Here is a 19740-nt window from a genome sequence, read left to right as displayed (position 1 = left end):
CTTCCCTGCTACGGATGATTTGTAATGACTGAACTACCGCACAAACCGAGCGGTTCACGACTGCCGTTTCATCAGCGATTTCCGCTTGCCATACGTATCGGAGAGAGGCTCTTGCTGAGCTTGCTCCTGCTGCTTGCGGTTTCAGTTCTGATTTTTGGTGGTATCGAGGTGTTGCCAGGCGATTTTGCCGAGACTTATCTCGGCCAGTCGGCAACCCCGACTGCTGTTGCAAACATTCGCAGCGAACTTGGCCTCGACCGACCTTTGACTGTCCGTTACGTGGAATGGCTGCGGGCTTTGGTTCAAGGTGATTTTGGCACCTCTTGGGCAAGTGGTAGTTCGGTCAGCGAACAAATTTCCAAACGCCTTGGAAATTCCCTTTTTCTGGCGTTTTGTGCTGCGGTGATTTCCATTCCTCTTGCGGTTGGCCTCGGTCTCGTTTCTGTCAGGTACCGCAACCGGATTCCGGACAGGCTTATCAACATCGTTTCGCTGACAGCGGTTTCCTTACCGGAGTTTTTCGTCGGCTATCTGCTGATCATGGTGTTTGTGGTTCAAATTGGCGGCGCTGCTTTTCCGGCAACCGTTTATGAGGGCATGTCGTTGCCCGACAGGTTGAACGCGATAGCGCTGCCGGTGGCAACGCTTGTACTGGTTGTCTTGGCGCATATGATGCGCATGACACGGGCCGCGATCATCAGCGTCATGTCGTCAGCCTATATGGAAACGGCGGAACTCAAGGGGCTTGGGAAATTTCGCGCCATCGTCCGCCACGCAGCGCCTAATGCGCTGTCGCCAATCATTAATGTGGTGGCTCTGAACCTTGCCTATCTCGTGGTCGGTGTCGTCGTCGTGGAAGTTGTGTTCGTTTATCCGGGCATGGGCCAGTTCATGGTTGATGCGGTCACCGTTCGTGACTTGCCGGTCGTACAGGCCTGTGGCCTGATCTTTGCCGCCATCTACATCCTCTTGAACATGCTGGCGGACATTCTTGCCATCATAGCCAATCCGCGCTTGAGGCATCCACGATGACAATCAGGCATATTCCGCTGCCTATATTGATCGGCATTGCAATTATTTTGCTGACATTGATCTGCGCGCTGTTTGCACCTTGGATCGCACCTTACGGAGAAACGGAAGTGGTGGGCGACGTTTGGCAGGCGCCAAACGATCATTTCCTGTTTGGCCTCGACAATCTTGGCCGGGACCTTCTGTCCCGGCTTATTTACGGTGCGCGAATAACTGTGTTCGTAGCCTTGTCCGCGACGGTAATATCCTTCACGCTTGGCATCGTTCTCAGCTTCACTGCAGCTGTGTCCAAAGGTATTGTGGATACAACCCTGTCCCGGCTCAACGATCTCATGATGTCGATCCCCACGCTTATTTTCGCGCTGGTGTTGCTGACGGCTGTTCCACAGAACCTGACAACACTGATCCTCGTGATGGCGATCCTCGATTCTACCCGTGTATTCAGGCTTGGTCGTGCGGTGGCTCTTGATGTTGCCGTGATGGACTTTGTGGAAGCAGCGCAATTGCGCGGCGAAGGGACCTGGTGGATCATCCTTCGGGAAATCCTGCCCAATACGCTTTCGCCGCTTCTGGCAGAATTTGGTCTTCGTTTCGCTTTTGCGATCCTGTTTCTATCGACCCTTTCCTTTTTGGGCCTGGGTATTCAACCGCCCTATGCCGATTGGGGGGGGATGGTGAAGGACAACAAGGACGGTATTATCTTCGGTATTTCGGCAGCTCTCATACCGGGTGCGGCTATCGCGATTCTCTCCGTAAGCGTCAATCTGGTTGTTGACTGGATGATGAAACGAACCTCCAGCTTGAAGGGAGGACGCGGTGATGCCTGACAAGCTCGAGAAATCATCACCAAAGGGCCAGATGCTTTCGGTCCGCAATTTGAAAATTGAAGCAACCAGCTATCCTCAAGGAGGGGCTCCCCGCCGTATATCTATTGTCGATGATATCAGTTTCGATCTGGGAAAAGGCAAGGTCCTGGGTTTGATTGGCGAGTCGGGAGCCGGAAAATCAACCATCGGCCTTGCAGCATTGGCCTATGGCCGCGGCGGCGTCGAGATAACCGGTGGCCAGGTTCTGCTCGACGGTGAGGATCTTCTGACAGCCAGCAATACCCGTATCCGGCAAATTCGAGGATCCAGGGTCTGTTATGTCTCTCAGTCCGCTGCCGCTTCGTTCAACCCCGCGCACAGGTTGGGTGAACAGGTGGTCGAGGCTGCCATCCGGCACAAGTTGATGAACCGGGAAGAAGCACATAAGCGCGCATGTCATCTCTTTTCCATCCTTGGGTTGCCTGATCCGCATACGTTCGGATCTCGCTATCCTCACCAGGTTTCTGGAGGGCAGCTGCAGCGAGCTATGACAGCAATGGCCTTGTGTTCGTCTCCCGATCTGATCGTCTTTGATGAACCGACGACAGCGCTTGATGTCACCACCCAGATTGACGTCCTGGCAGCGATCAAACACGCCATTGAGGAGACCGGGACATCGGCTCTCTACATCACGCATGACTTGGCCGTTGTTGCGCAGGTTGCCGACGACATCATGGTCTTGCGCAACGGGAGGACTGTCGAATACGGCCCAGTGCAGAAAATCATCGACGCACCGAGTGAAGACTACACTCGCAAGCTCGTAAATGTGCGCAGTATCCGCCATTCCCAGGCGTCTGGTCAGAACTTGCCATTCTTTGAGATGATAGGGATCACCGCTGGCTATGCTGGTGGTGTTGACGTTCTTCATGAGGTGTCGCTTCATGTGGCCAAGGGACAAACGCTTGCGATAGTTGGCGAATCTGGATCTGGAAAATCGACCCTGGCCCGTGTTGCCACCGGTCTGCTGCCGCCAAGTTCAGGCGAGGTTGTTCTGGACGGTCAGGAACTTCGTCCAGCCTTGAAGCAACGCTCTCGCGATGAGTTGAGGAAGGTGCAGCTGATTTATCAGATGGCCGATACGGCCATGAATCCGCGCCAAACGGTTGGAGATATCATCGGCCGTCCGCTGACATTTTACGATGGTCTGCGCGGCAGCGCACGCAAGGCGAAGGTCGTCGAGCTGCTCGATCAGATTGAAATGGGCAAGGCTTTCATCGACCGTTACCCGGCGGAGCTTTCTGGCGGACAAAAACAACGGGTTGCGATAGCTCGCGCGCTGGCTGCCAGCCCTGAACTGATCATTTGTGATGAGCCGACTTCGGCGCTTGATCCTCTGGTTGCAGATGGCATTTTGAAACTGCTACTGGACCTGCAGGCGGAGCGGCAGCTGTCTTATGTCTTCATCACGCATGATATCGCCATCGTGCGTGCGATTGCCGACAGCGTTGCAGTCATGTTTCAGGGCGAACTTGTGCGGTTTGGGCCTAAATCCGATGTCTTGTCGCCACCCTTTGACGACTATACCGACCTTCTTCTCAAATCAGTTCCGGAAATGCGGCCCGGTTGGCTGGAAGAGGTTATTGCCTCAAGAAAACAGGCCAGCGCTGACAATTAGGGCGTTAGTTGGACGCCTTCCTTCTCAAAAGATAATTCAAAGGTCTGCAAACATGTCACAGCAGGGATACACGGTTTCCGAAGAGCAATGGATAACGCTCAACGACGGAACCCGACTTGCAACCCGCATATGGATGCCGGAGGGCTCAGAAACAGCCCCGGTGCCGACGGTTCTTGAATTCTTGCCGTACCGCAAACGCGGCGGCACTGACCCGCGGGATGAAAGCACCTATCCGGTATTTGCAGAAGCAGGCATTGCCGGGGTCCGTGTCGATATTCGCGGCTCTGGGGAATCCGGTGGTGTCATTGATGGCGAATACACTCCGCAGGAGTTGTCTGATGCCTGCGAGGTGATTGACTGGATTTCAAACCAGACCTGGTCCAACGGAAATGTTGGTATGATGGGCATTTCATGGGGCGGCTTCAATTGCCTTCAGGTTGCAGCATTAAAGCCAGAAGCCCTCAAGGCGGTCATTTCCATTGCCTCGACGGTCGACCGCTACAACGACGACATTCACTATAAGAATGGCTGTCATTTGTCCGCTCAACTGTCGTGGGCTGCGACGATGCTGGCTTATCAGTCTCGCTCACCTGACCCTGCTCTTGTCGGCGACAAGTGGAAGGAAATGTGGCTGGAGCGGCTTGAGAATGAGCCCTTCTTTATGGAGGAATGGATTGAGCACCAGCGTCGTGACGAGTTCTGGAAGCACGGGTCCATCTGTGAGGATTTCGAAGGCTTTCCAATTCCAGCTCTCGTGATTGCGGGTTGGGCAGATGGTTATCGGAATACGCCGGTCAAAGCGGTTGAGGGCATTGGTGACAAAGCCTTCGCTTTGATTGGGCCGTGGGTGCACAAATATCCGCATTTTGCTTACCCAAAGCCTCGTGCAGATTTTCATGGTGAAGCCATCGCATGGTGGAAACATTGGCTCTGCGGCGAAAGCAATTCTGCTGCGGCGACGCCTCAGATGCGGGCGTTCATTCTGGACGGTCCTCGTCCTCGACTTCGCCGTGAAGAAGACCCGGGATATTGGGTGGCCAAGCCGTCCTGGACGCCGCCTGAGATGCAGCCCATGTCCATTGATGTGACGGGAGAACTGTCGTTCTCTCAAGAGGGGCCAGGTGTTGGAAGCATATTCGTGCGTTCGCCTCTCGACACTGGCACAGCTTCTGGCGAATGGTTCACCTTGAAGCCGGACGCTGAAATGGCTGGTGACCAGCGGATCGACGATGCAGGAGCCTTGGTGTTCGACAGTGTGCCTCTGAACGAAGAGGCCGTTTATCTGGGGCAGCCGAAAATTACACTCGATGTTTCCTGCGCAGCAGACTGGGAAAATCTTGTCGTTCGTCTGGTCGATGTTCACCCGGACGGTACTGCGACGCGCGTGACTTATGGTGTTCTCAATCTGGCCCATCGGGACAGCTACGAGCAACCGACGGCGATGCCATCGGGTGAAATGACGCAGGTGACGATGACACTCGATGCTTGCGGCTATCGTTTCGCGCCGGGGCACAAGATCCGTCTGGCGATTTCCACATCCAGCTGGCCTTTGATCTTGCCCTCCCCAGATGCTCCAGGCCTTACCATTGATACTGCAAGCCTGCGTCTGGCCTTGCCGATGATTGGCGAGCATGAACACATTGATGTTGCACAGCCTGACAATCCAAACCCGCTTCCAACTTATACGATGCACACAAGTTCAAAGACGCGGCGCAATGTGGATCGGGACCTTGTAACCGGCTTCACGAATTATCGCGTCTATGAGGACACAGGGCTTGAGGAACATCCTCAAAATGGTCTGCGCAGTCAGGAGATCAGGGACGAAATCTGGTCTATCAGTCCCGATGACCCGGCTTCGATGACGGGGCAATCACGTTGGACGACCCATTTTGAACGGGATGGTTGGTCGGCCTCGACCAAAACCAATTCGAAGATTTCCTGCACCCGGGACGAATGGATCATATCCGGCTCGGTTACGGCTTTTGAAGCAGGTGAAGAGGTTTTTCATCGCAGCTATGAAAAACGCCAACGCCGGGACTTTATGTAATAAAACTCATGGCCTGCGGTGAAAGCCGCAGGCCATATTGCGCATCTAATTATTTGAGTTGGCCCGTGCTTGCATTCAAAGAGGGCTCATCATCAGTTGTATGGCTTCAGCCTGAAATCTTATTGATGCCAGTGTTGAATTTATTATCCTGGCGGGCCTAACGTGTCGCGGAAGCAGACGGTCGTTGGCAGTTCGACGCTTTCACTTTGCCGTTCGGTGCCGAGAGCACCAATCAAGGCCCGCGCCGCGAATTGTCCCATGCGTCGGTGGGGGACATGGACGGTCGTCAGCGGTACAGGCGCTGCGCTGGCAAGCTCAATGTCGTCGAAGCCCGTAATCGAAATATCCTTCGGAACCTTGAGCCCCATATCGGTTGCTGCGCGCAGAGCGCCAACGGCCAGCACGTCATTGCCACACATGATGGCTGTCGGTGGGGTGGGGGTGTTCATCAACTCGCGGAAAGCATCGTCGCCATTGTCTATCGAATAGGCCGTTTCAATCAGGCCCATGCTGTCCGGGTTGAGGCCAGCCTCTAGTAGGGCGTCCCTGATGCCCGTTATGCGGTCGCGAGCGCGGTCATTGGATGCTGTGTGTGCAGAGATATATCCGAGCGTTTTATGGCCCTGTGCCAAGACCACCATTGCCAGGTTCTTCATGGCCTCGCGATTGTTAAAGCCAACAGAAAGCTGCGAGGAGCCGGGCTCGAAAGCCCAGGAGACCAGTGTTGGAACATTACGGTTGTTGAGGAACTCATAGACTTGGGGTCTCCTGTGATATCCGATGAGCAGCAGAGCATCGGCGCCGCGAGCGGTAAGGGTCCTGATTTGCTCTTCTTCCAGGTCCTCCTCATAGGACGAGCTTGCAACGAGAAGTGTGCAGCCGTTCAGATGAAGCTCTTCCTGAAAGGCTTGAATGCCACGCGCGAAAATCGCGTTGTCCATGGTTGGGATTATTGCGCCTATTGTGTTGGTCCGCCGGGAGGCCAACGCCCGGGCACTGTGATTTGGTGAATATCCCAGCCGGTCGACGGCGGCCATCACGCGCTGCATTGTTTTTTCAGAAACTTGGTCTGGTAAATTCAAACACCGGGAAACGGTTGCCGTGGAAACACCTGCAGCTGCTGCGACGTCGGCAAGGGTCGGCACGACTTTGCTTGGCATATCAGAGTTTTGATCCATCTCTGGGGCCTGGAGCCTTTCCAACTTGGTCTGGTATTCTGTTGCTTAGGGGCCATCTTATGTCATGGATCCATAAAGAGGAATTGATTTACATCGAAGCGGTATCCAAGAAAACAATATTTTCGCTTGCATATAAAAATGTAAGCGCTTACATTTTTGTTGCTAGATTAAATGATCGTTGGGAGGTGATCATGTTACTTGCATTTGCGTCAGCTTTATTCGCCCTTTTTGTAGTCAACGTGTCGCTTGGCTCGTTCGGCGCAACGCCATTTCTCGGAATTGTTGGAGAGATGCTGTTGTTGGTCGCTGTGTCGGTGGCTTTCGTCGCAGTTGTTCTCAAGAGGGAAGCCAACGAAAAGCACAACAGTTAATCGAACTGAGCATTGAACACCTAAATCTGGGAGGATTTTTCGTGAAGAATTACGATGAGATAAAATCAAATGAGCGCCGCAATTTCCTGAAACTGGCAGGAGCGGGCAGTCTGACAGCCGCACTGGTGGCTGGTGCAGCCGGAACCCTCTGGTCCGACGAGGCTGTCGCTCAGACCATGAACGAAGAAAAAGAACGTCAGGCTGCGGCAGCTCACACGATGACCTTGGCTACGGCCTATGTGCTTGGTGCATCGCGCAGCTATCCAATCATGCAGCTCGATCTGAAGGAAAACATCCAGAACGCAACCAACGGCAAGGTCTATGTGAAGCTTGCGCCGGGCGGACAGCTCGGAGCTGGCGGGGCGTTGGCCCAGGCCGTACAGGGTGGAACGATCCAGGCAGCTCAGCACTCCCTATCGAACTTTGCTCCCTTCGCATCGACAGTTGATCTCATCAACATGCCGTATTTCTGCGGTTCCAATCAGCGGTTCACCAATCTGGTGTCCTCTGATGCTTGGAAAAAAGAAGTTCACCCGAAAATTGAGGCTTCAGGCTTCAAGGCTTTGTTCTACGTCGTGATTGATCCTCGTGTGGTCGCCGTGCGTAAAGGCGGAGCAGGTCCGGTCATCACTCCGGCCGATCTGGATGGCGTCAAATTCCGAGTGCCGGGCTCTGCGATGCTGCAGCAGTATTATCGAATGGTTGGCGCAAATCCGACGCCTGTGGCATGGGGTGAAACACCATCTGCCATCAAACAGGGTGTAGCTGATGCACTCGATCCGTCAGTTGGCGCGTTGTACGTGTTCGGCTTCAAGGATATTCTGAGCCATGTGACGTTCACGCAGGCGGTTCCGGACAGCCAAGTTTATTCAATGAACCTGGAGTGGTTCAACAGTCTTCCGGCTGACGTTCAGGAAGGCATTGAGTTCGCTGGCGAAATTACGTCTCAGCAAAACCTTGCCAAGGTTCCGGCTGCCCGTTCCTACGCAATGTCCGAGTTGGCTAAAGCGGGCGTTGAATTCCATTCATTGACAGAAGATCAGCTGGCTGAATGGAAAGCTGCGGGCGGTTATCAGCGTTCCGAATGGGATCAGTACAAGGTCGACCTTGCCGGATCCATGGAAGCTTTTGACCGGCTTGAAGAAGCTGCTGGTACGCGCGGTCGTTACTACGTCCACGACGCCTGATATCAAAATTTCGGCGCCCCGGATTGGGGCGCCGTCAGTTTCATCCTTTCCAAATAAAGCAATGATCCGTGTGCCGTCCGAAGGGGGTGTTAGCCTTACCGGTTTGGCTGAGGGGCGCTTATGTCCAGTTTTTTGAATAGTGTGAACCGGAATGCCGAGCGATGGCTGCTTCTGGTGTTCTACGTGATGCTTGTCATGACAATGTTTATTGAATTTATCCGGCGCGAGGTGTTCGCCTATTCCTCGATCTGGGGCGAAGAAGTTGTCCGCTACTCATTCATTTACTTGGCTTGGGTCGGCGCAGCAGCTGCCGTTAAGGAACGCGGACACATCAGGATCGATGTGTTGATGCAATATGTCGGGCCGCGAACCAAGGCCGCGCTTTATGTATTCGGCGACCTTGTGATGCTCGCAGTCGCACTGGTGGCCTTTTACTGGTCCTTCGAAACAGTACTCGTTTCGGCAAAATTCGGTTCCGTGACCCACGGCCTCCGGGTTTCCCAAGTCTGGTTCCTGATGGCTGTTCCCTTTGGCTTCGGCCTGGTGATTGTCAGACTGATCCAATCTTTCCTCCGCGATGTTCGCGACTTTCGTGACGGCCGTCCCGTCTACGAAGGCGACAAGATGTTTGATTGAGGAGATCCGAGATGCTTTGGCAACAATTACAAAATCAAACTGTAGAACTCGGGTGGGATTTTTATGGTCCGGTCCTAATCTTTGTCGGTCTTATCGCTTTGGCTGTCCCTGTTTGGGCGGCAATCGGCGCGGCTGCAATCGCCATGCTCATGATGTCCGGCGCGCTGCCGCTGTCATTGGTCGGCGAAAGCCTTTTTCACGGCATTGACCACTTTGCCCTGACAGCGGTGCCCCTGTTCATTCTGACCGGAGACGTTCTTGTGCGCACCGGGCTCAGTCGCAAGTTCCTGGATGTCGCAGAAGCGCTCACATGCTGGGCCAAGGGCGGCTTCGGGTCTGCAACGGTTCTGGTCTGCGGGATGTTCTCGGCAATCTCCGGATCGGATGCAGCAGGCGCGGCAGCAGTTGGTCGCATGACCATCGACCGGCTTGTGGAAAGTGGATACCCGCGTCCTTATGCCTGTGCGCTGGTGGCGGCCGGTGCATGTACCGGGATCCTGATCCCGCCGTCCATCGCCTATATCATCATCGGCCTTGTTCTGGGTATTTCCGCCTCGACACTGTTCCTCGCAGCAGTCATTCCCGGCGTCGCAATTCTGGTTGCGATCCTGATGACCAACATCGTCATGAACCGCATCTACGGATACGAAGGGGGCGGTCTCATGACCTTCTCCGAGTGGGCGGTGAATCTGGGGCAGGCCCTCAAATCGGGATGGTATGCCTTCATTGTTCCCGGCATTATCTTCTACGGCATCTTCTCAGGCCGTTTGACGCCAACTGAGGCCGGTGCGGTGGCTGTCGTCGTCACCATTGTGATGGGGTTCATACTCGGTACCCTGAAACTCTCCGATTTCCCGGCAATGCTGGTCAGTTCGGCAAAGGTGAACGGCGTTATCGTTCCGATCATCGCCTTTTCCCTGCCCCTGGCTCAAGCCCTTGCAATCATGGGGGTTCCCCAAGGCTTCGTTCATTCGGTCACGACGCTGACCAACGATCCGGCTCTGTTGATCCTGATGATGATCGGTATCTTGATTGCAGCTGGCTGCGTAATGGAAACCACGCCGAACATCGTCATTCTTGCGCCGATCCTGAAGCCTTTGGCTGACAACATCGGCATGAATGAAATTCAGTTCTGCATCATGATGATCACGGCTCTCGGTGTCGGATTTATCACCCCGCCATTGGGGCTGAACCTGTTCGTTGTCTCCGGTTTGACGGGTGAATCCATCCTTAAGATCGCTGCCCGCGCGGTCCCCTTCGTGCTCTTCATGCTCTGCGTCACGTTGCTGATCGCCTATGTGCCTGCGATCTCCACCACGCTGCTTCCTGACATCTACAAGTAGGACAGAAAGATGACTGTTACCTATCTTAAAAAAGCAACTTTAACCTCACGCAGCGATGCATCCGATACAACGAAAATTGTCCAGGACATTCTCAACGCGATTGAATTTGGCGGAGATGCCGCTGCGGTAGAATATGCCGCAAAATTCGACAAATACGATGGACCCTTTGTGCTCAACGAAGAGCAGATCGCGGCCGCTTCGGCAAAAGTTTCAGACAAGTTGAAACGAGATATCGAATTTGCCCACGCCAATGTAAAGCGGTTTGCCGAAGCTCAAAAAGAGACCTGCACAGATGTGCAGGTCGAGATCACGCCAGGACTTGTGGCGGGGCAAAAGAGCATTCCGGTGGAAACAGCCGGTTGTTACATTCCTGGCGGTCGTTATGCCCACATTGCAAGTGCGATCATGACCGTAACGACTGCAAGGGTCGCTGGCTGTACCAACATCATCGCTTGCTCGCCGCCGCGTCCTGGCGTGGGCATCCATCCGGCCATCGTCTATGCCGCAAAGGTGTGCGGTGCGGACAAGATCCTGGCCATGGGCGGTGTCCAGGGTGTCGCATCCATGACCTTCGGTCTGTTTGGATTGCCGAAAGCCAACATTCTTGTGGGCCCTGGCAACCAGTTTGTCGCAGAAGCCAAGCGTATCCTGTTCGGCCGCGTCGGCATAGACATGATCGCAGGTCCAACCGACAGCTTGATTCTGGCTGACGGAATGGCGGATCCCGAGGTTGTCGCGTCTGATCTGGTTGGACAGGCAGAGCATGGCTACAATTCGCCGGTCTGGCTGGTCACCGATACGAAAGCGGTCGCTGAAGACGTCATGCGGCTGGTTCCGGAATTGATCGCTGATCTCCCTGAGGTCAACCGCGACAATGCGACGGCAGCATGGCGCGACTATGCCGAAGTCATCGTTTGCGACAATCGCGAAGAGATGGCTGCGACATCAGACTCCTATGCGCCTGAGCATCTGACCGTTCAGGCCGAAGATCTCGACTGGTGGCTGAACCGGCTCAATTGTTACGGCTCGTTGTTCCTTGGCGAAGAAACCACGGTTGCCTTCGGTGACAAGGCCTCAGGAACCAACCATGTGCTGCCGACCTCTGGCGCAGCGTCCTACACGGGCGGCTTGTCGGTGCACAAGTTCATGAAAATCGTGACCTGGCAGCGGGCCACCCGTGATGGCGCAAAACCGGTTGCTGAAGCAACTGCTCGTATATCCCGCCTTGAAGGTATGGAAGGTCATGCCCGTACCGCTGATATCCGCCTGAAGAAATACTTCCCTAATGAAACCTTCGACCTCACAGCCGAAGATTGAGGAAGGGCCCGTGACAAACTTGTTTGATCTGGCTGGGAAAGTTGCTTGTGTCACCGGCGCAAGTTCCGGACTTGGACGGCGTGCTGCCACTGTGCTCGCCAGGGCAGGGGCATCCGTTGTGGGCGTTGCCCGCCGCGCAGAGGACCTTGAAGCCTGGCGTAAGGAAGCAGGCGGAACAACCGCTGCAGTTGCTGCCGATCTGAGCAACCGTGACCATCTGGGAGCAATTGCAGAGCAGATCGCGACGCCCTTCGGCGCGCCGCAAATCCTTGTCCATGCAGCGGGGATCAACACACGGCAACATGCCAACGATGTAACGCCAGAGGGATGGGACATCACGATGACCTTGAACCTGACGGTGCCGTTTTTTCTCAGTCAGGTGTTCGTGCCTGCCATGCAGGAAAAAGGCTGGGGCCGGATTGTGAATTTTGCGTCCTTGCAGACCACCAGGGCGTTTCCCTGCGGCATTGCCTATGGCGCATCGAAAGGCGGCATTAGCCAGCTGACCCGGGCCATGGCGGAAGCCTGGTCTGGGGACGGCATTAACACAAACGCGATTGGCCCGGGCTTCTTCCCGACCGAGCTGACAGCGGCTGTTTTCGGAGATGAACAACGGGCTGCGCGCAACGCATCACAGACCTGTATTGGCCGCAATGGCCGGTTGGACGATCTGGATGGACCGTTGTTGTTCCTGTGTTCGTCCGCGTCGAATTACGTGACGGGACAGGTTCTCATGGTCGACGGAGGCTTTACATCAAAATGAAGGCACTTGTTTACACCGGCCCTGAAGCACAGTCCTATCGTGATGTGCCAAACCCGGTCCCTGCTGCGGGCGAGGTCCTGATCCGGGTGTCCCATGTCGGCATCTGCGGATCTGACATGCATGCGTTCCTCGGTCACGATGAGCGCCGTCCGGCACCGCTTATTCTCGGTCATGAAGTTGCGGGGACAATTTTAACTGGAGACGCTGCCGGTCAGCGCGTCACGGTCAATCCTCTGGTCACCTGCGGAACCTGTCCGGCGTGCCGTGCAGGACGCGACAATCTTTGCCCGGATCGACAGATTATTTCGATGCCGCCACGCGAAGGCGGGTTTGCCGAGTTGCTTGCCATGCCCGAGCGCAATCTGGTCAAGGTGCCCGGCCATGTCACAGACGCGCAAGCCGCTTTGGCAGAGCCGTTGGCCTGCGGCTGGCATGCGGTGCGCCTTGCCAAACGGGCGCTCGAAATAGATCCGGCAGAGGCCGAGGCTCTGGTGATCGGCGGCGGCGCGATTGGTGTCGGCGCAGCCCTTAGCCTGAGGGCACAAGGCATCGAGAACATCAAGGTGGTTGAGCCCAATGAAGAACGTGCTGAACTGCTGCGCGCCACCTGTGGTCTCAACGTTCTGACGCCAGGTGCCCTGGCAAGTGCCGGCCTGTTTGATGTGGTGATCGACGGGGTCGGTTATCCGGGCACCCGCGCCACAGCATCTGCCAGCACCCGGCCAGGTGGGGTCATTAGTCATATTGGCTTGGGGGCGGCCGAGGGCGGCCTCGATATACGGCGGATGACGCTTCAGGAAATCACATTTATCGGTACCTACACCTACACCGATCAAGATTTCCGAGACACCGCAGAAGCCATCTTTTCCGGTCGACTGGGATCGCTCGACTGGGTTGAAATTTGGCCGCTGAGTGACGGACTCTCAGCCTTTGCCGACTTGCGTGCGGGCCGCGTTGCGGCACCGAAAATATTACTCAAACCAGACTCATCAGGAGATGCTCATGTCTGAAATTCCCCATCTGCTTGTGCATGAAAGCGCCGACAACGTCGGTGTGGTTGTTGTGGAAGGACTGGCTGCCGGGACGGATATGCTGTGCTGTATCACCCATGACAACTCGACCTTCCGCCTGACTTCAGGATCAGACGTGCCAATCGGCCACAAGATCGCTCTGAAAGATCTGACCACGGGCGACACTGCGATCAAATACGGCGAGGACATCGGCAAGATCGTCGCAGATATCCCGAAGGGCGCTCATGTCCACACCCACAACTGTAAAACCAAGCGTTGGTAAGGAGTTCTTTGATGTCCTCGAAATATGGAAACATGACTGTCCAGGGTTACCGGCGTGAAAACGGCCGGGTCGGCGTGCGCAATCACGTCGTGATCCTGCCGCTGGATGACATTTCAAATGCTGCCTGTGAGGCAGTCGCCAACAACATCAAGGGAACGATGGCCATCCCGCATGCCTATGGACGGCTGCAGTTTGGTGAAGATCTGGATATCCACTTCCGAACGATCATCGGAACCGGTGCAAACCCGAACGTCGCAGCCTGTGTTGTGATCGGGATCGAGCCAAGCTGGACCCAGCGTGTGGTGGATGGCATCGCGAAAACCGGCAAGCCGGTCGTCGGATTCTCCATCGAGCAGAATGGTGACTTGAAAACCATCATGAATGCCAGCCGCAAGGCAAAGGAATTCGTCCATTTTGCGTCTGAACTGCAGCGCGAAGAATGTGCTCTGAGCGAGCTTTGGATTTCGACCAAATGTGGTGAAAGTGACACCACGACCGGTCTAGGGTCCTGCCCGACTGTTGGCAACATGTACGACAAGCTTCTGCCTGAAGGCATTTACGGTTGTTTCGGTGAAACGTCTGAAATCACCGGCGCAGAGCATATCTGCCAGAAGCGTGCGATCAACGAAGAAGTTGGCGAACGCTGGCATAAAATGTGGAAGGCTTATCAGGACGACGTCATCTTTGCGCATCAGACAGATGACCTTTCCGACAGTCAGCCAACCAAGGGCAACATCGAAGGTGGCTTGACCACAATCGAGGAAAAAGCACTTGGCAATCTGGAAAAGATTGGCCGGACGTCGCAGTACATCGACATTCTGGAACCAGCTGAAGCACCTGCGTCCGGCAAGGGTCTCTATTTCATGGACAGTTCGTCGGCCGCTGCAGAATGTGTGACGCTGATGGCCGCTGGTGGATACGTGATCCACACGTTCCCTACCGGGCAGGGCAATGTGATCGGTAACCCGATTGTGCCTGTGGTCAAGATCACGGCCAACCCGCGCACCGTACGTACGATGAGCGAACATGTCGATGTTGATGTGTCCGGCATTCTACGCCGTGAAATGACCATCGATGATGCCGGCGATGAGTTGATCGAAATGATCCGCCGCACGGCAAATGGCCGCAACACGGCTTCGGAAGCTCTTGGTCATCGCGAATTCTCGATGACCAAACTGTATCGAAGCGCCTAACGACACTCCGGGTGGCTGGAAACGGTCACCCGCTCCCACTTCGGGCCATGAGGTCGGGCTCTGCACGCAGCGCCAAAACGTCGTTTTTTCTTCTGTGACAGTCCGCATTCAGGTGACGGGCAGCTTTCGCTCGTCTGTAACCTGCCTGATGCATCGCGCGTGACTGTCAGTGCTCCAGTCCATTTCCGGAAAATACCAGCGAGATGAAAACCGGCGGAATCAAAAATGGAAAACCAAGTGCCAGTCAAATCAGTGAGTAGATGAGCATGAGAAGCATCCCTTCAACATCGGTGCTCACAGCATCTGTCCAAGACATCATGCCTGGCCTCTTGGTCGCTGGCATCATTGCGCTGGCGAGCAAGTTCATCTCTGAGCATTATGGCGCACCGGCGATGCTGCTTGCCCTTCTGCTCGGCATCGCCCTGAATTTTCTATCTTCCGACGCCAAATGTTCTGCTGGAATAGCATTTTCCGCGAGAAAACTGCTCCGGGTTGGCGTGGCTTTGCTCGGGCTCCGGGTCAGTTTTGATATGGTCGCCGGACTGGGCTGGCCCATTGTACTGCTGGTTGTCGGCGCTGTTCTGGCGACAATCGCTTTCGGACTGGCGATCTCGCGCCTTTTTGGATTTCAGTATCGCTTTGCATTCCTGTCAGCTGGATCTGTCGCCATTTGCGGTGCATCAGCCGCCATGGCCATTGCAGCGATCTTGCCGAGAGACGAGCGGTCTGAAGATCGGCTGGTGTTTACAGTTGTCGGTGTCACGGTGCTGTCGACAGTTGCAATGATCCTCTATCCCATTCTCGGGTCCTGGCTTGGGTTTGACGACCGAACGGCGGGCATTTACCTCGGTGCAACGATCCATGATGTTGCGCAGGTGGTCGGTGCCGGATTCTCCATGTCTCAGGAAACCGGTGAGACTGCCACCCTGGTCAAACTGCTGCGCGTGTCCATGTTGGCACCAGTCGTGATCGTGGCAGCCCTGGTGATCCGTTCAGCAGGCCTGTCCGCTCTGTCCGAGGCCGCGAAGGTGCCCTTGATTCCGATGTTTGTTGTTGGGTTTGTGGTGCTCGCAACGCTGAATTCCCTTGTGAATTTGCCTTCAGTTGTCACAGAAGGGGCCAATGCCCTGTCGAGCTGGCTTCTGTTGGTCGCGATTGCCGCTGTCGGGTTGAAAACTGTTCCCAAAGACCTGTTGAAGGTCGGTAAAGCCGCCGCTGGCCTGCTCGTCGCCGAAACCCTGTTCCTGGCAATCGTCGTGGGTGTCGGCTTGACATTTATCAAGTTGAACCCCGCAGTTGGGGGGTAGCTTGTTGCCGCCGAGCGGACAACACTCCAAATCTGACCTGCTCCCCGAAATGTGGTGCTTTTCTCGGGGAGCAGGTCAGTTTTGCCCGTCTCGCGTTTAATCTCGCAAGGCGGGAAGGCCGACGCCAGTGCTTTCAAATCCGCCATCTGAGGCAATGATCTGACCGGTGACATAGCTGGCCTTTTCGCTGCAGAGGAAAACGATGACTTCACCGATTTCTGCTTCCGAGCCGTACCGGTTTAGCGGAATGGCATCATGATAGGCGGCGATGATTTCCGGCGAGTGGACGGCCATGGCCAGCTTGGTGCGCACGGGGCCAGGGCAGACGCAGTTGGCACGGATGCCGTATTCACCAAGTTCAGCTGCATGTTGCTTGGTCAAATGAATGACGGCGGCTTTTGAGGTGCCGTAGGCTACGCGAAGGGTTGACGCGCGCAGGCCTGAAATAGATGCGATGTTGACGACGGCGCCTTTTGTTTCTTTCAGGGCCGGTGTCGCTGCCTGGGTCATCAGGAATACGCCGTCCAGATTGGTTTCCATCACGGTCCGCCAACGGGAAAAATCCGTGTCTTCAATTGGGCCGAAATCGGCAACGCCTGCATTGTTGACAAGGGCATCGATCTGGCCGAAGTGCTCGAGCACGTCCTTGAACAGCTGATCAACGGCTTTGGGGACTGAAACGTCGCAAGTGAAAGCCTTGGTTCCTTCAAGTCCGACTGCAACTTGCTCCAGTTCTGCCTGATCGCGGTCGACCATGGCAACTTTCCAGCCTTCTCGTAGAAATAGCTTCGCAGTTGCCAGGCCAATGCCTCGGGCTGCCCCGGTTACCAATGCGATTTTCTGTGTCATTTTCAGTTTTTCTCCCAAAGAATATCAGATTGCAGCGTTGCCCATGAGGATCGACATGCCGCCGTCCACCCTTAGATCGACCCCGGTGATAAACCCGGCAGCATCAGATGCAAGGAACAAGGCCGCCTCTGCGACATCCCATCCGGTGCCTTGTCGCTTCATGGGCACTTGCGCGGCGCGGGTATCCGCCACTGCTTGTTGGTTTGTAGAGCTGGCCACATGAGCGTGCACATGCGGAGTGTCGATCATGCCCGGCACCACCGTATTGGAGCGTACGCCGCGCGCTGCATAGTCTGCAGCCACGCTGCGCGACAAGCGGCAAAGCGCAGCTTTCGAGGATTCATAGCCCACGTAAGGGTAGGGGCCGTTCAGTTCCGCAGCGAGCGTGGTGATGTAAACAATCGAACTGCCCGTGCCCCGTTCCAATTCTGGAAGAGCAGCTTGCGTGACATGAAAGGCGGCGTCCAGATTGATTGAGAAAACCCGCCGCCAATCTTCGAACGACGTATCTGCAATGCCGCCACGCGTGCTGATGCCAACATTGAAATGTAACACATCAAGCCCGCCAAAAGCCGTGAGGGCAGCTGCAATGGCTGCCTTCGCAGCGTTCGCATCAGTCATATCACCGACAAAATTGTTTGCGCTGCCGCCTTCGCTGCGAATGAGGTTTTCGGTTTCCAGCGCCGCAACTTCATTTTGGTCCACGACCAGAACCTGACCACCTTCGCGGGCGTAAAGAACGGCTGCGGCTTTCCCGTTGCCCCAGCCAGGGCCGACCGAGCCAGCGCCAATCACCGCTATGCGTTTGCCTGAGAAGCGGCCCGGTTTCCTCTGTTGGCTCATTAAAACACCTTGTTGGGCAGCCAGAGGGCAATGTCTGGAAAGGCGATCACCAGTCCGAGCATGACGAGCTGGACCAGCACAAATGGAATGACGCCTCGGTAAATGTCACTCATCGAGAGCATGTCACCTGCTGCACCCTTCAGATAAAACAAAGCAAATCCGAACGGCGGGGTAAGGAAGCTGGTTTGAAGGTTGATGGACACCAGAATGGCAAACCAATAGATCATCTGCGCCTTGTCGACGTGATCGCCGAGATCCATCAGAGCGACAATGGGGGCGAAAATCGGCAGCATGATCAGGGTGATTTCGATCCAGTCGAAGAAAAAACCCATGACGAAGATCATCAGCATGATCGAGAACAGAAGGCCCCAATCGCCAAATGGCAGGGTCCGTGCAGTATCAACGATGAAATGCTCACCGCCGACTTTCCGGAAGATGTAGGAGAAGGCCGTCGCGCCTACGAAAATAAAGAACAACATACCAAGGGACGTGATCGATCCGTCCATGGATTCCTTCAATGTCTTGATGTTCAACCTACCACGCAATAAGCCAAGCAGTAAGGCAGCCGCTACACCCACGCCAGATGCTTCTGTGGGCGTGGCCACACCTCCAAGAATTGACCCGAGCACAGCGATGATCATGACGAGAGGCGCAAGAACCGATTTGATTGTCTCGAGCCAAAGACCACGGCTTTCTTCTTCAGTTGGCGGCGGTGCCTTGGGCGCAACGGACGGCTGAAAGAACGAGCGCGCTATGATGTAGATGACGTAACAGCCAGCCAGCAGCAATCCTGGCATGAGGGCGGCAACAAACAGCCGTCCGAGGGACACGGACAGCAGGTCCCCCATGAACACCAGCATGACCGATGGCGGAATGAGAATGCCGAGTGTTCCTGCGGAGGCCACGGTGCCTGCAGACAGGCCTTTGTCGTAGCCTCGCTCCAGCATGGTCGGGATCGCCAGCATCGTCAGCATGACGACCGAAGCGCCGATAATGCCGGTGGCCGCGGCCAGAATGGTGCCCATCAGGATGACGGCAAGGGCCAGCCCGCCGGGGATCACGCGCATCAACCGTTGCAGGGTTAGCAGCAGGTCCTCGGCAATGCGGGTTTTCTCCATGATCAGGCCCATGAAAATGAACATGGGCGCTGCCACCAGCACCGCATTGTCGATGGTGCCGCTGAAAATTCGATTGGGAAGCAGAGTTGCGTGAACCAGTCTCATGTCTCCGGTCCAGATTGCCAGCAGACCGAAGATCAGGCTGACGCCCATCAGCATGATCGCGACGGGCGCGCCGGAAAACAGAAGCACGATCAGCGACAGGAACATTGCACCTGGCAGGACCGCTGCAATAATCTCGACCATTGCTCAGCGCTCCCAGGGATTTTGCAGCAGATCGGGACGGCACAAGGCGACAACATTTCTGCAAAGAACGGCCAGGCCTCCGGAGATGGTCAGGATCGCGCCGAGCGGGATCATGGATTTGATGATCCAGCGGTTTGAAAGACCGACGCCGCCGGGACTGCTCTCACCACTCGCGAAGGACCTCAGTACGAAGTCCGAGCCGAACCAGGTCAAAAGCAGCATGAACGGGATCAGGAAAGCCACGATGGAGAAAATCTCGAGCCAGATGCGGCTGCTGCGCTGCATGTTGTTGGAAAAAACGTCGATCCGCACGTGGCCATTGGCAAGGTATGTCCAGCCGAAACAGAGCACGGCGATGGTGCCGTGAATATGCCATTCCAGCTCCTGCAGCTTGAAGGAGCCGGTGGAGAAAAAACGCCGGCCGATGACGTCATAAAGAATGACCGCTGTCAGAACCAGCAGCAGCCAGCCGCAGACGCGGGCCGCAAAACGGCAGGGCAAGGCCAGCCAATCGGAGAGCTGCAAAAGCATGTTCATTG

At 55.5% G+C, this 19740-nt stretch carries 19 protein-coding genes; 14 read left to right on the top strand and 5 right to left on the bottom strand.

The window, feature by feature from the left end; translation table 11 throughout:
• Positions 1–24 precede the first annotated feature (24 nt).
• Genes V6575_RS01560 through V6575_RS01545 form a run of 4 tightly spaced genes read left to right on the top strand, consistent with a single transcriptional unit; the run spans position 25 to position 5557 of the window.
• A complete protein-coding gene (locus V6575_RS01560; protein ID WP_340272240.1) occupies positions 25–1032 on the top strand; it encodes an ABC transporter permease in 1008 nt (335 codons plus the stop codon).
• Positions 1029–1856, top strand: coding sequence for an ABC transporter permease (locus V6575_RS01555; protein ID WP_340272238.1), 828 nt, complete (start codon positions 1029–1031; stop codon positions 1854–1856). The genes V6575_RS01560 and V6575_RS01555 overlap by 4 nt, the downstream gene beginning before the upstream one ends.
• A complete protein-coding gene (locus tag V6575_RS01550) occupies positions 1849–3510 on the top strand; it encodes an ABC transporter ATP-binding protein (RefSeq protein WP_340272237.1) in 1662 nt (553 codons plus the stop codon). Before V6575_RS01555 ends, V6575_RS01550 begins: the two co-directional genes overlap by 8 nt.
• Positions 3511–3562: 52 nt before the next feature.
• Positions 3563–5557, top strand: coding sequence for a CocE/NonD family hydrolase (locus tag V6575_RS01545; RefSeq protein ID WP_340272236.1), 1995 nt, complete (start codon positions 3563–3565; stop codon positions 5555–5557).
• Between the two features lie 143 nt (positions 5558–5700).
• Here V6575_RS01545 and V6575_RS01540 read toward each other — a convergent pair whose 3' ends face one another.
• Positions 5701–6735, bottom strand: a complete 1035-nt coding sequence (locus V6575_RS01540; RefSeq protein WP_340272235.1) for a LacI family DNA-binding transcriptional regulator — start codon at positions 6733–6735, stop codon at positions 5701–5703.
• Positions 6736–6794: 59 nt separating this feature from the next.
• Here V6575_RS01540 and V6575_RS01535 point away from each other — a divergent pair, with 59 nt between their 5' ends.
• The 10 genes from V6575_RS01535 (at position 6795) to V6575_RS01490 (ending at position 16145) form a co-directional block, all read left to right on the top strand.
• Positions 6795–7106, top strand: coding sequence for a hypothetical protein (locus V6575_RS01535; protein WP_340272234.1), 312 nt, complete (start codon positions 6795–6797; stop codon positions 7104–7106).
• 41 nt (positions 7107–7147) lie between these two features.
• Complete coding sequence (locus V6575_RS01530) at positions 7148–8293, top strand: TRAP transporter substrate-binding protein (protein ID WP_340272233.1); 1146 nt, start codon at positions 7148–7150, stop codon at positions 8291–8293.
• Positions 8294–8413: 120 nt separating this feature from the next.
• Positions 8414–8929, top strand: coding sequence for a TRAP transporter small permease (locus V6575_RS01525; protein WP_340272232.1), 516 nt, complete (start codon positions 8414–8416; stop codon positions 8927–8929).
• Between the two features lie 11 nt (positions 8930–8940).
• Complete coding sequence (locus V6575_RS01520; RefSeq protein ID WP_340272231.1) at positions 8941–10272, top strand: TRAP transporter large permease; 1332 nt, start codon at positions 8941–8943, stop codon at positions 10270–10272.
• 9 nt (positions 10273–10281) lie between these two features.
• On the top strand, positions 10282–11589 hold the full coding sequence (gene hisD / locus V6575_RS01515; protein ID WP_340272230.1) for a histidinol dehydrogenase: 1308 nt from the start codon (positions 10282–10284) through the stop codon (positions 11587–11589).
• A 10-nt stretch (positions 11590–11599) separates the two neighbouring features.
• The gene (locus V6575_RS01510; protein ID WP_340272229.1) at positions 11600–12352 is read left to right on the top strand and encodes an SDR family NAD(P)-dependent oxidoreductase; all 753 of its coding nucleotides are present in this window, start codon (positions 11600–11602) and stop codon (positions 12350–12352) included.
• On the top strand, positions 12349–13362 hold the full coding sequence (locus tag V6575_RS01505) for a zinc-dependent alcohol dehydrogenase (protein ID WP_340272228.1): 1014 nt from the start codon (positions 12349–12351) through the stop codon (positions 13360–13362). Before V6575_RS01510 ends, V6575_RS01505 begins: the two co-directional genes overlap by 4 nt.
• Positions 13355–13645 carry a UxaA family hydrolase gene (locus V6575_RS01500; protein ID WP_340272227.1) on the top strand — a complete coding sequence of 97 codons (291 nt, stop codon included), beginning with the start codon at positions 13355–13357 and terminating at the stop codon, positions 13643–13645. Before V6575_RS01505 ends, V6575_RS01500 begins: the two co-directional genes overlap by 8 nt.
• 11 nt (positions 13646–13656) lie before the next feature.
• Positions 13657–14838 (top strand): UxaA family hydrolase, encoded by a 1182-nt coding sequence (locus V6575_RS01495; protein WP_340272226.1) that lies wholly within the window; start codon positions 13657–13659, stop codon positions 14836–14838.
• A gap of 266 nt (positions 14839–15104) precedes the next feature.
• Positions 15105–16145, top strand: a complete 1041-nt coding sequence (locus V6575_RS01490) for a YeiH family protein (protein WP_340272225.1) — start codon at positions 15105–15107, stop codon at positions 16143–16145.
• A gap of 96 nt (positions 16146–16241) precedes the next feature.
• On the opposite strand, the gene V6575_RS01485 is transcribed toward V6575_RS01490, so the two are convergent.
• From V6575_RS01485 to V6575_RS01470, 4 genes are read right to left on the bottom strand one after another with little or no spacing between them, the layout of a single operon-like run.
• A complete protein-coding gene (locus V6575_RS01485; RefSeq protein ID WP_340272224.1) occupies positions 16242–16994 on the bottom strand; it encodes an SDR family NAD(P)-dependent oxidoreductase in 753 nt (250 codons plus the stop codon).
• A gap of 24 nt (positions 16995–17018) precedes the next feature.
• Positions 17019–17837: an SDR family NAD(P)-dependent oxidoreductase gene (locus tag V6575_RS01480; RefSeq protein WP_340272223.1), complete on the bottom strand. Its 819-nt coding sequence runs from the start codon at positions 17835–17837 to the stop codon at positions 17019–17021.
• Complete coding sequence (locus V6575_RS01475) at positions 17837–19201, bottom strand: TRAP transporter large permease (protein ID WP_340272222.1); 1365 nt, start codon at positions 19199–19201, stop codon at positions 17837–17839. The genes V6575_RS01480 and V6575_RS01475 overlap by 1 nt, the downstream gene beginning before the upstream one ends.
• Before the next feature lie 3 nt (positions 19202–19204).
• Positions 19205–19738 (bottom strand): TRAP transporter small permease subunit, encoded by a 534-nt coding sequence (locus V6575_RS01470; RefSeq protein WP_340272221.1) that lies wholly within the window; start codon positions 19736–19738, stop codon positions 19205–19207.
• Between the last annotated feature and the right edge of the window lie 2 nt (positions 19739–19740).

The organism is Roseibium algae (assembly GCF_037783265.1).
GTDB classification, from domain to species: domain Bacteria; phylum Pseudomonadota; class Alphaproteobacteria; order Rhizobiales; family Stappiaceae; genus Roseibium; species Roseibium algae.
This window is presented reverse-complemented; position numbering and strand designations above follow the sequence as displayed.